Below are 12190 nucleotides of genomic sequence, written 5' to 3'. Positions count from 1 at the left end.
ATCCTGCCCGCCGGGGTGCCGGAATACGAGGCGGGCTACGGCACCGCACGCTTAAAAGAACTCATCCTGTCGCCGCCGACGGGACTGCAGGCCAGCCTGGGGCGGCATGTGTATGACTCGCTGCAGGTGATCTTCCGGTTGATCAGTCAGGGCCATAACCCCGACCAGCCGGGTGAGGGTGACACGTGGAGTCCGGATGATGCGGCCGGCGACCCCGGATTAGTCTTCCGCGGCCTCGAGGCCGACCTCTTCTCCGATGAGGCCACCAGCCTGATCGACAAGTTCGGGTTGAACAACGACACCCTCATCAGCGTGCTGCGGCTCTTGCTGTTGACTCCGGAGCGTCCGGGCCGGCAGCGCGGCTTCGTCTCGTATGCCAGCCTGGGGGTCGCCCAGCTGGGCCAGGTGTATGAGGGGCTGATGTCGTTCCACGGCACCATCGCCGACCGCCAGTTCGTTGAGGTCGCCCCCGGCGGCGACCGGACCAAGGGCAGCTGGGTGGTCGAGGACACCTCCGATATCGCCGGCCAGTTGCCGGACGACTCCGTCGTCGTGCGCCGCATCGACCACGGGCGTGCCGGTGTGGAAAGCATCCCGGTGCGCTACCAGCCGGGTGATTTCGTGTTCCACGCCTCGGGACGCGATCGGGCCCGGTCGGCGTCGTTCTACACCCCACAGGTGCTCACCAGTTTCACCGTGGGCCAGGCGATCGCCGAACTCGAATCCTCCGGACGCATCCAGTCCGCCGATGACGTGCTGGATCTCCGTGTGTTGGAGCCGGCATTGGGTTCCGGTGCGTTCGTCGTGGAGGCCGTCGACCAACTCGCCCACCTCTACCTGAAAAAGAAGCAGGACGAGCTCGGCGAGAGGATTCCACCGGCGGAGTTCCAGCTGCAGCTGCAGCGGGTGAAGGCGTGGATCGCGCTGCACCGCGTCTACGGCGTCGACTTGAACTCCACGGCGGTTGAGTTGGCAGAGATCTCCCTGTGGTTGGCGACGATGACCGGGGAGCTGACCGCCCCGTGGTTCGGGCTGCACCTGAGAAGAGGCAACACACTCATCGGGGCGCGCCGCAGCGCCTACCGGCGCGGTCAGTTGAAGAAGAAGGCCTGGCTGAAAACCCAGCCGGACCCGGTCGCCTTCCCCCACAGCCAGAGCGATGGTGCCGACGACGAGACCACTGGGCTTGCTGGTCGGGTGTGGTCATTCCTGCTGCCCACCACTACGTGGGGTGCCGGTGTGGATTCCGCAACGGTGAAGAAACTCGCCGCCGATCAGGTCAAGGAGCTGAAGACCTGGCGGCGCAGCGTGCAGAAGAGCCCGGATTCCTCGCAGGTGAAGCGTCTGGTGGCTCTGTCGCGTCGTGTCGAGGTGCTGTGGGCCTCGTCGGCGGAGCGGATGCGCATCGCCAACCAGCACGCCAAGCGCGACATCCCCGTCTGGGGACAGACCGATGTCACCAACCCTGGTGCTGTCGACAAGACCGTGGTGACTCGATCGGAGATCGAGGATTGGCTGTGTGGTGATGAGAACAATGCCTACCGCAGGCTGCGGCTGGTGATGGATGCCTGGTCGGCGCTGACGTTCTGGCCACTCACCGACAACGACACGGTGGTTGACAGAGTGCGGGTGGCTCCGCCTGAGTGGGACGAATGGCTCACCACACTCGAAGAACTCCTCGGCCAAGACCCGCTCAAACGCACCGGCGGCACGAGCGGCCAGCTGGAGTTGGGTGAGGCCGACGGCTGGTTCGAACTCGCCGACGCCGAACAACAATTCCTCTCCTTTGGCGGCGCCCGCTCTGTCGACCAGGTGGCGTCCCGCCACCCGTGGCTCACTGTTGCCCGCCGCATCGCCGACAGGCAGGGATTCTTCCACTGGGAGCTCGACTTTTCCGACGTGTTCGCCACCAGCGGCGGCTTCGATCTGATCGCCGGGAACCCGCCGTGGGTACGGCCGGACGAGGACATCACAACCGTCCTGTCGGAGTTCGACCCGTGGTTTAAGCTCACCGGGAAACACACCCAGAAAGAAACCACCGCCAAACAACACCAGGTCCTCACCCACCCCGGCGTGACCGACGCGGTGGTGCGCGACTCGGCTGCTACCCAAGCGACGAGCTCGTTTCTTTCCAGCCCGGTGCGCTACCAGCTTTTGGCCGGGCAGCGCACCGATCTATACCGCTGCTTCATGCCCACCACCTGGTCGCTTACCGCGCCCGGCGGGGTGGTGGGGCTGATCCACCCGGAATCGCACTTCACCGAAAAGAAAGCCGCACCGCTGCGCCGCCAGGCCTACCTGCGGCTACGCCGCCACTGGCAGTTCGTCAACGAATTGAAGCTCTTCGACATCCACGATCTCGTCAAGTACGGGGTGCACGTGTACGCCGGGCGACAGGCCGCCCCGGACTTCATCCAAGCCGTCTCGCTCTACCACCCGGATACCGCGCGCGACTCGCTCAAACACGACGGCACCGGGCCCGTGCCCGGATTGAAAGACGACAAGTGGGACATGCGGCCGCATGCGGATCGAATCCAACACGTCACCACAGACACCTTGCAGCTGTGGGCCGGGCTGATGGAAGACTCCGATACCCCGGCAGGTGAGGCCCGCATGGTCTACACCGTCAACACCGACGCCGCCCGCGTGCTCCAGACACTCGCGAAAGCACCGCGGGTCGCGGAGCTAGGGCTGCAGTACTCGTCCGGCTGGAACGAAACCACCGACCGTCGCGACGGCTGGTTTGATCGCGGCTACGCGGTGCCCGACTCGTGGGATCGGGTGATTCTGCAGGGGCCGCATCTGGGTGTGGCGACCCCGATGATCAAACAACCCAACCCGAGCCTAAAGCACAACCAGGACTACACCGCCGTGGACCTCGAGGCGATACCCGCGGATTTCCTGCCGGCGACCGGCTACCAACCCGAGACCGGTGACGGCACGGATCGCGACGCCGCCTACGGATACTGGACCAGCGGCACCACCGGCCCGGTGCCGGTGCGTGACCACTGGCGCATCGCCTGGCGGGGCATGGCAGCCACCACCGGCTACCGCACCATGTACCCCGCGGTCCTACCGCCTGGCACGGAACACGTCGATGCGGTCTTTTCAGCTTCAAGTACTCACTCGCTGCGCGGAACGATCGTGCTCGGGGCTATGGCAGCTTCGCTTTTGGCTGATTTCCAAATTCGCGTGTCGGGTAAGTCAGATCTCCGCGGTGACACCGGAAGCATCCTGTCTCTCCCCTCCGGTTTGGCAATCGATCGGTTAGCCGTTCCGGCGTATTTGCGGCTGAACTGCCTCACCGGGGCCTATGCCCCGCTGTGGGAAGAGCTCACCGGCACCGAGTGGACGCCGGAGGTGCCGGTGCGCACCACGAAGGATCGGTGGCACACTGAGAACCTGCTGAACGCTGCCGTGGCGATCGCCCTCGGTGTCGGGATCGAGGATCTGGTGATGATCTACCGGACTCAATTCCCGGTGCTCTACCAGCGTGACAAAACCGACCTCGTGGATCGGAATGGTCGGGGAGTACCGAAGGACATTGCCAAGGTCCACAACAAGGCAACAACCACGGATGGTGATGAGCCGCTCTCGGTCGAGGATCGCACCTGGACCCACCCGCAATCTGGCGTCGAGTACGTCTACGAGTACCCGTTCGCGCCGCTCGACCGCGAGGAAGATCTACGCGCATGCTACAAGGAGGTCCTCGACCAGTTGGAGAGGTAAATCGGAACAAGCTAGGGGATTGTCTGAGCAGTGCGGTCAAACATGGGCGGCGATCGACAGTGCGCGGGCTGGCTGAAGTGAGACGCGGGTAGAAGATCCGTTTACAAACTATCGGGGAGTGGGGAGCGTTGCTCTCCGCGGCCTCCGAACGCGGTCGCGCGTCCTATACTGGATTTCCTGGTGGCTCCGGGATGCAGACCCGTTCTTGGTAAGCACCCCGCCAGGCGTTACTCGCTTGTAGATCCGTGGAGCGACTCTGATCCCTCGACCGGGAGGGCTCGTAACTACTCCTTGAGCTCGAGCTCTCCGCGCGCAGGCTAGCGCGAATTACTTATTGCTCGTGTGAGCTTGCCTCTGGTCTGCTTAGGGGCACCTGGCGTAAGAACCCGCCGGATACCCCGAGGTTGTCAGCATGTGCCCGGTTTGTCCAGCTGTGCAGCATCATCGCTGGATCCCAACGCCTCATTCGCTCCCGATCAGGCTGTCGAGACGTCGTTCCGGTAAACGGGACAGGAGCGCGACATCGCTGATTCACCTTGGAATGAGCTGTCAGAAAAGTTCATGGGCGATGCTGGTGAGCGTAATGGAGCTGGGGAGCGGCGCTCGGTCCGGCTGGTCAAGCTCGTGCGTTCCGCGGCGCAGGCGCATGATCTGGTGGCGCGGGGTATTGCAGTTGGCGTGCTGAAAAGCTGTACAACTTGCCTCACTGTTACCGCACCATGCCGCCTTGTCGAGCCTCCCCGTGGGAATCGCGCCGCAGGACATCCGCTTTCCTCGTCGTGCTTCGGCTCCAGGTTCGTACGTCCAAGGAAGGCAGTTCGTATGCACGTTCACCACTCCGCGCGTCGCCGTTTCCTGGCGCTGGGCATAGCGCTGGCGCCGCTCGTCGCCGCGCCCGTTGTCGCCGTCGCAGCGGATCCGGAACCACCCGTCGACCCGCCAGTTCCGGGCGTCTCCCCGGAGAAGCAAAACATCTCGGCAAACGGGTCGCTCACACAGCCGGCGATGCTCTTCTACGAGGACTTCGACGACCTCGAGCTGCCGGAGTGGTTCTCCCACGACGGCCCCGACGGCTGGGAGGTCACCGCCAGCGACGTGACGACGGGGGAGGGGCGCTGGCGCGGCTGGACGTTCTCCGACGTTAGGCAGTGGACCTGGGCTGCGGGCACCGACGAGCGCCACTGGTTTACCCGCGGCTCCGGCAACTTCGCCATCATGGAGAGCGAGCACCAGCGCCTCGCCTACGACGAGCGCTTCACCACGGGGCTCACCACTCCGGATTTCCCCGTCGCCGGCGAGGACCGGCTCGTCGCCTCGTTCGATTCCCATTACCGGCAGGGATCCCCGGAGCAGCGCGGGGTGGTGACCGTGTCCTTCGACACCGGCGAAGAGGAGACCCTCCTCGAGCTCACAGAGGACCGCTACAGCTCCCACGAGGAGCTCGAGTTCGCCGTCCCTGAGGACGCCACCACCGCCCGGCTCACCTTCTCCTACGAGGACTCCTACAACGACTACTGGTGGGCGGTCGACAACGTCGGCGTCCACCGGCCCTACGAGTATGCGGACGACGAGCCGAACGCCGTCATCGACGTCGTCTCCGACGTGCACGCAGACGGCGAGGACATCACCCGCGCCCAGAAGAGGAAGTGGGCCCGAGCGATGGGGCGGCTGGAGTCCATGTACCCGCAGGGCGACATGCTCGTCGTCAACGGCGACTTCGTCGACACCATGGCGAAGGCCGACTACGAGCGTGCCGAGGAGATGGTGGGGGAGCACCCGTACCACAACGACGAGGTCCTCTGGGTGTGGGGAAACCACGAGGTCTACGGGACGGAGGGCTACGAGACCGCGCTTAAGCGCTACCTCGACTTCACCGGCATGGACAAGCCTTACGCCGAGCGGGAGGTCGGCGGCGTGGTGTTGCTCGCCATCGGCACCGAGTACTACGACGACGAGGCGCAGGACGGCAACGAACCCTTCTACAACCCGTCGGATGAGCAGCTCGCGTGGCTGAAGGAGCGCCTCGATGCCGCGGAGGCCGCCGGCAAGCCGGTGGTGATCTGCACGCACTACCCGCTGCCGAACACCGTCTCCGGCACGCACTCGGCGTGGTACCAGAATGACTACAACCGCATCGAGGAGCTCAACGACGCGATAGCCGGCCACAAGAACGTCATGGTCGTAACTGGGCATACCCACCACATCCACGAGCTCAACGACTGGTGGGGGCGCTACACCATGCCCGACGACGTGGGCTACGGCGTGCCCGCGGTGAACACCGCGGCGGTCAAGGAGGGCATCGTCCCCGAGGGCGACCACGACGAGCGCACCCTGCTCGGCGACCACTCCAGCGGGATCCGGCTGACGTTCTTCGACGACCACGTCACCGTCGACGCCGTCGACTTCGTTAAGGGCGGGATCATCCAGTCGGTGACGCTACCCATCGGCCCCTCGGGCCGGCAGGCGCCCGCGGAGGAGGGCGGCGAGGAGCCGCCGGCCCCCAAGGCTGGCAACCCCGACGACGCCCAGAACCCGGGCACGCCGGACGCTCCTCAGCACGGGCAGGAGGACGACCGGCCCCAGGACCAGGGCGATCACCGGCCGTCCACCGACGAGGGTCAGCCGCCAGCCGACGAAGGCCAGCAGGCCGGCGCCGAGGACGAGCCGTCTGCCACCGACGAGCCGCCCGCAACCGACCAGCAGGAGACCGGCGATCAGTCCGAATCGCCGGACGAGGAGCCCGAGTCTCAGCAGGCGCAGGCCGCCGCGGCGGGGAACGGCGAGGCGCCGTCGCGCCCGTCGTCCCCGTCGAACCCCGAGTCCGAGGCCGCCGCCGAGCAGCCGCAGGTGCGGGGTCGCGGCCTGGCCGCCACCGGCGCCTCGGTGGGCGCGGCCGCCCTCGCAGGCCTCGTGCTCGTCGCTGCCGGCGCCGCGCTCGCCCTGTGGGCCGCGCGACGCGGGCGCGGCCCGCGGGAGTAGCCCCGAACCAGCAGGGGAGTGGCCCCTCCGGGGCCGGAGTCGATGAGGCCGGCGCCAGAGACGACGAAGCCGGCGCCGGCGGCGCTGTGGCCGCGGGCACCGGCTCGGTGTCGCGCTAGAGGGCTCTGGTTAGAGATCCAGGGAGCGCACCGCGCCCTGGTCCGCGGAGGTCGCCATGCGGGCGTAGGCCTGGAGGGCCTTCGAGACGGTGCGGGAGCGGTTGACCGGCTTCCAGGGGCGCTCGCGCTTGTTCATCGCCGAGCGGCGGCGCTCGATCTCCTCGTCGTCGACGTCGAGCTGGAGGAGCCGCTCGTGGACGTCGATGGTGATCTGGTCGCCGTTCTCGATGAGACCGATGAGCCCGCCGTGGGCGGCCTCGGGGGAGATGTGGCCGATCGAGAGCCCCGACGTGCCGCCGGAGAAGCGCCCGTCGGTGATGAGCGCGCACTTCTTGCCGAGGCCAGAGCCCTTGAGGAAGGACGTCGGGTGGAGCATCTCCTGCATGCCGGGGCCCCCGGAGGGCCCCTCGTAGCGGATGACGACGACCTCGCCGGGCTGGACCTCCTTGTTGAGGATCGCGGAGACCGCCGCCTCCTGGCTCTCGAGGACGCGGGCGGGCCCGGAGAAGTGCCACAGCGACTCGTCGACGCCCGCGGCCTTGATGACCGCGCCGTCGGGGGCGAGGTTGCCGCGCAGGATGACCAGGCCGCCGTCCGAGGTGTAGGGGTGCTTGACGTCGTGGATGCAGCCGTCCTCGGCGTCGGTGTCGAGCTCGTCCCATTGGTTGTTCTGGCTGAACGCCTCGGTGGTGCGCTTCCCGCCGGGCGCGGCGTGGAAGAGCTCGATCGCCTCGTCGAGCGCGGAGCCGGAGCGGATGTCCCAGTCACCAAGCCACGCCTTGACCGAGTCGTAGAGCACGGTGTGGACGTCCTCGTTGAGCAGCCCGCCGCGGTAGAGCTCGCCCATGATGGCGGGGATGCCGCCGGCGCGGTGGACGTCCTCCATGTGGTAGTTCGAGTTCGGCGCGACCTTGGACAGGCACGGGATCTCGTAGGAGAGCTCGTTGATGTCGCTCAAGTCGAAGTCGACCTCGCCCTCCTGGGCGGCGGCCAAGATGTGGAGCACCGTGTTCGTCGAGCCGCCCATCGCCATGTCGAGCGCCATCGCGTTCCTAAACGCGTTCTTCGTGGCGATGCCGCGCGGCAGGACGGACTCGTCCTCGTCGCCGTAGTAGCGCTCGCAGAGCTTGACGATGGTCTCGCCGGCGCGCTCGAAGAGGCGGCGGCGGGCCTGGTGGGTAGCTAGCGTCGAGCCGTTGCCCGGCAGGGACAGCCCGAGCGCCTCGGTGAGGCAGTTCATCGAGTTGGCGGTGAACATGCCCGAACACGAGCCGCACGTCGGACACGCGGATTCCTCGATGGTGGTGAGGTCCAGGTCGTTGACCTCGTCGTTCGCCGAGGCGGAGATCGCGGTGATCAAGTCGGTGGGGGCGTGGGCGACGCCGTCGACGACGACGGCCTTGCCGGCCTCCATCGGCCCACCGGAGACGAACACCGCGGGGATGTTGAGCCGCATCGCGGCATTAAGCATGCCGGGGGTGATCTTGTCGCAGTTGGAGATGCACACCATGGCGTCCGCGGTGTGGGCGTTGACCATGTACTCGACGGAGTCGCTGATGATCTCGCGGCTGGGCAGCGAGTAGAGCATCCCGCCGTGCCCCATGGCGATGCCGTCGTCGACGGCGATGGTGTTGAACTCCTTGGGCACGCCGCCGGCCTTGCGCACCGCGTCGGCGACGATCTCCCCGACGTTCTTTAGGTGCACGTGGCCGGGCACGAACTGGGTGTACGAGTTAACGATCGCGACGATCGGCTTGCCGAAGTCGGACTCCTGGGTGCCGGTGGCGCGCCACAGCGCCCGAGCCCCGGAGGCGTTGCGGCCGACCGTCGTCGTGTTGGAGCGGAGTGGGATCACGTTAGGGACACATCCTCATTCGTTCGGTTCGCTGGACAAGCGCTCAATCAGGGTCGTTGCGGAGGCAACTCCGGTCAGCGGCGCGCGGGTCGGAGCGGGCGACCGGCCGGCCCTCGGGCGGGCCCGGCGGGTCAATCCCCGTCGCCGCCGGCCTTCCGGCCGGACTCGCGGCGGCGCCGGAGGCGCTCCTCGTACTCCTCCTTGGTGAGGAGCGTCTCCTCGCCGTCGCGGCCGACGACGGTGACCTTCCCGTCGAGGTGCTCGAGCCCGGCGGTCAGCGCGTCGGGGATGCGCCCGCCCGATGCCCTCGAGAGCGTCGGCAGCGAGTTGAAGCTCACCGCGGGCATGGGGACGCGCTGCCCGGCCTCGGTCACGGCCTGGGCCTTGGCCCCGACGAACTCGAGGCCCGCGAACTCGTCCCAGGTGACGTGCCGGCCCGGGCGCAGCGCGTAGCGCGTGGCGATGCCGTTATCGCCGACCGTGGTGCGCGCCCTGACAATCCACCACAGATACGCCACCGGGATGGCAAGGAACCAGACGAGGGCGAGCGGAACGTTGACCACGGGGATGAGCATGATGAGGATCATGAGCACCGCGGCGAACACGTGGGTGCGCTCCGGGGCGAAGGTCTCCGTGGCCCCGGACCTGGGGTTCTTGCCGCTTCGGCCGTGGTCTGTCATGGCCCAGATAGTAGCGGGGCGCCTCCTTCGCCCCGCAAACCGGCGGGGTCCGCTGTGCCTGAATTTATTAATGTGCGCCACGCCACGTGGCCCGCTACACTACGTCGTCATGAACTCGATTATTCGACTCCTGCTTGTAGGGCGTGGGCGTTCGCCGCGCGCCGCCTGGCTTTAAGCAGCGAGCCGACGCGGACGCCCTCCCCAGACCCGTAAGCAACGGGCTGCTGGCGGAGGGTTTTTTCGTGCCCGGGGTGCGCCCGCGCCCAGCTTGACAAGGGGCGCGGGCGCCCGCGGCGGGTTCTACTAGAGACGCAGCCTTGATGTGCGCCCGGGGCGGGCGAGGCCTCGGCGAGCAGACGACCGTTTTGGTGAGGAGAGACTTTTACCGTGAGCGTGGACACTGACCGACCACAGGCCCGGGCGGCCGGCGAGGTCGCCGCGGGCGAGCGCATGAGCGGGGCGCAGGCCGTCGTGCGCGCCCTCGAGGAGCTCGGCGTCGAGGTCATCTTCGGGCTCCCCGGCGGGGCGGTGCTGCCGCTCTACGACCCGCTGTACTCCTCGGAGAGGGTGCGCCACGTGCTCGTGCGCCACGAGCAGGGCGCCGGCCACGCCGCCGAGGGCTACGCCCAGGCCACCGGGAAGGTGGGGGTGTGCGTGGCGACCTCGGGGCCGGGGGCGACGAACCTCGTCACGGCTCTCGCGGACGCGCACCTCGACTCGGTGCCGATCGTCGCGATCACCGGCCAGGTGGGCCGCGGGATGCTCGGCACCGACGCCTTCCAGGAGGCCGATATCCGCGGCATCACCATGCCGATCTGCAAGCACAACATGATGGTCACCCACGCCGAGGACATCCCGCGCGCCCTGGCCGAGGCGTTCCACCTCGCGGCGACGGGTAGGCCCGGCCCGGTGCTCGTCGACATCCCCAAGGACGTGCAGAACGCCGAGCTGGAGTTCTCCTGGCCCCCGCAGATCGACCTGCCCGGCTACAAGCCCACCAAGACCCCGCACCACCGCCAGATCGCGCAGGCCTGGAAGCTCATCGAGTCCGCGAAGCGCCCGGTGATCTACGCCGGCGGCGGGGTGATCAAGGCTAACGCCGCCGCCGAGCTGCGCTCCTTCGCGGAGAAGACCGGCATCCCCGTGGTCACCACGCTCATGGCGCTCGGCTCCTTCCCGGGCGGGCACCCGTTGCACATGGGCATGCCCGGCATGCACGGCACCGTGCCCGCGGTCGCGGCGCTGCAGCGCGCGGACGCGCTGATTGCCATCGGCACCCGCTTCGACGACCGCGTCACCGGCGACCCGGCCTCGTTCGCGCCCGAGGCGAAGACCATCCACGCCGACGTCGACCCCGCGGAGATCGGCAAGATCCGCGCCGTCGACGTGCCCATCGTCGGCGACGCCAAGGAGGTGCTCCTCCGCCTCTCCGAGCGCGCCGGCGACCGCTCCGAGGAGCTGCGCCCCTGGCTCGACTACCTGGGCTCGCTCAAGGAGCGCTTTCCGCGCGGCTACGACGAGCCCGCCAACGGCGACATCGCGCCGCAGTTCGTCCTCGAGCAGCTCGCCGCCGAGGTCGGCACGGACGCGATCTACTGCGCGGGCGTGGGCCAGCACCAGATGTGGGCCGCGCAGTTCCTCGACTTCGAGCACCCGCGCACGTGGATCAACTCCGGCGGGCTGGGCACGATGGGCTACGCCGTGCCCGCGGCGCTCGGCGCGAAGGCCGGCGCCCCCGATAAGGAGGTGTGGGCCATCGACGGCGACGGGTGCTTCCAGATGACGAATCAGGAGATCACCACCGCCGCGGTCGAAGGCTTCCCCATCAAGATCGCCGTTATTAACAACGGCAACCTCGGGATGGTTCGGCAGTGGCAGACCCTCTTCTACGGGGAGCGCTACTCGAACACGAAGCTGCGCGAGCGCGAGCAGTACGTGCCCGACTTCGTCGGGCTGGCCGAGGCGCTCGGCGGGGTGGGCCGCAGGGTCACCAGCCGCGACGAGGTCGCCGAGGCGATCCGCTGGGCGCGCGGCATCAACGACCGGCCGGTGGTCATCGACTTCATCGTCAACGAGGACTCCCAGGTGTGGCCCATGGTCGAGGCCGGCACGGACAACTCCGGGATCCAGTACGCCCGCGACCTGCGCCCGCTCTTCGACGAGGAGGGCTCCGCCGCGGAGACGCCCGCCGAGATCGGCTCCGTCGTCGAGGGCGAGTCGCCGAGCAACCCCACCACGAGCGAGAAGCGCTAGGAGATAGGTGCACATGGCCACGGAAACGGATCACGCCAAGGACAAGCCGGTCAACATCTTAAGCGTCCTCGTCCAGGACGTCGACGGCATCATCTCCCGGGTGACGTCGATGTTCACGAGGCGCAGCTTCAACCTCGTGTCGCTGGTCTCCGCGCGCACGGAGACCGAGGGGATCAACCGGATCACCATCGTCGTCCACGCCGACGAGGAGAAGATCGAGCAGATCACCAAGCAGCTCAACAAGATCATCCAGGTGATCAAGGTGCTGCGCCTCGACAAGGAGACCACGATCGCGCGGGCGATGATGCTCGTCAAGGTCGCGGTGACGAACCAGACGCGCCCGCAGGTCGTCGACGCCGCCGGCATCTTCCGTGCCCGCGTCGTCGACGTCGCGCCCGGCTCCGTCGTCATCGAGGCGACCGGCGCGCCCGGGAAGCTGCGCGCCCTGCTCGACGTGCTCGAGCCCTTCGGTATCAAGGAGATGGTCCAGTCGGGGCAGGTGGCGCTGTCCCGCGGGCCGAAGACCCTCGCGCCGAGCCACTAGAAGCGGCCACTCCGTGAGACAATAACCGGGT

The 12190-nt window shown here is 67.6% G+C and carries 6 protein-coding genes; 4 read left to right on the top strand and 2 right to left on the bottom strand.

Annotated features, from left to right (window positions below; all coding sequences use genetic code 11):
* Positions 1-15: 15 nt before the first annotated feature.
* Positions 16-3729, top strand: a complete 3714-nt coding sequence (locus tag HMPREF9719_RS04295; RefSeq protein ID WP_218915457.1) for a DNA methyltransferase — start codon at positions 16-18, stop codon at positions 3727-3729.
* A 1005-nt stretch (positions 3730-4734) separates the two neighbouring features.
* Positions 4735-6708 (top strand): metallophosphoesterase, encoded by a 1974-nt coding sequence (locus HMPREF9719_RS04290; RefSeq protein ID WP_051001405.1) that lies wholly within the window; start codon positions 4735-4737, stop codon positions 6706-6708.
* A gap of 129 nt (positions 6709-6837) precedes the next feature.
* On the opposite strand, the gene ilvD is transcribed toward HMPREF9719_RS04290, so the two are convergent.
* Both ilvD and HMPREF9719_RS04280 read right to left on the bottom strand, forming a co-directional pair.
* Positions 6838-8682 carry a dihydroxy-acid dehydratase gene (gene ilvD / locus HMPREF9719_RS04285; protein WP_004600744.1) on the bottom strand — a complete coding sequence of 615 codons (1845 nt, stop codon included), beginning with the start codon at positions 8680-8682 and terminating at the stop codon, positions 6838-6840.
* Between the two features lie 131 nt (positions 8683-8813).
* On the bottom strand, positions 8814-9362 hold the full coding sequence (locus tag HMPREF9719_RS04280) for a PH domain-containing protein (RefSeq protein WP_004600743.1): 549 nt from the start codon (positions 9360-9362) through the stop codon (positions 8814-8816).
* A 450-nt stretch (positions 9363-9812) separates the two neighbouring features.
* On the opposite strand from HMPREF9719_RS04280, the gene HMPREF9719_RS04275 reads away from it, so the two are divergent.
* Both HMPREF9719_RS04275 and ilvN read left to right on the top strand, forming a co-directional pair.
* Positions 9813-11615 (top strand): acetolactate synthase large subunit, encoded by a 1803-nt coding sequence (locus HMPREF9719_RS04275; protein ID WP_237737890.1) that lies wholly within the window; start codon positions 9813-9815, stop codon positions 11613-11615.
* A gap of 13 nt (positions 11616-11628) precedes the next feature.
* On the top strand, positions 11629-12159 hold the full coding sequence (ilvN, locus tag HMPREF9719_RS04270; protein WP_004600741.1) for an acetolactate synthase small subunit: 531 nt from the start codon (positions 11629-11631) through the stop codon (positions 12157-12159).
* The last annotated feature ends 31 nt before the right edge of the window (positions 12160-12190 follow it).

The sequence above is a fragment of the Corynebacterium otitidis ATCC 51513 genome, from assembly GCF_000296405.1.
In the GTDB taxonomy this organism is placed as follows: domain Bacteria; phylum Actinomycetota; class Actinomycetes; order Mycobacteriales; family Mycobacteriaceae; genus Corynebacterium; species Corynebacterium otitidis.
This window is presented reverse-complemented; position numbering and strand designations above follow the sequence as displayed.

What these genes read in the sequence shown, in the direction of transcription:
- HMPREF9719_RS04275 (WP_237737890.1), top strand. Translation starts at nt 9,813, where the DNA reads ATGAGCGGGGCGCAGGCCGTCGTGCGCGCCCTCGAGGAGCTCGGCGTC.
- HMPREF9719_RS04290 (WP_051001405.1), top strand. Translation starts at nt 4,735, where the DNA reads ATGCTCTTCTACGAGGACTTCGACGACCTCGAGCTGCCGGAGTGGTTC.
- ilvN (WP_004600741.1), top strand. Translation starts at nt 11,629, where the DNA reads ATGGCCACGGAAACGGATCACGCCAAGGACAAGCCGGTCAACATCTTA.
- HMPREF9719_RS04280 (WP_004600743.1), bottom strand. Translation starts at nt 9,362, where the DNA reads ATGACAGACCACGGCCGAAGCGGCAAGAACCCCAGGTCCGGGGCCACG.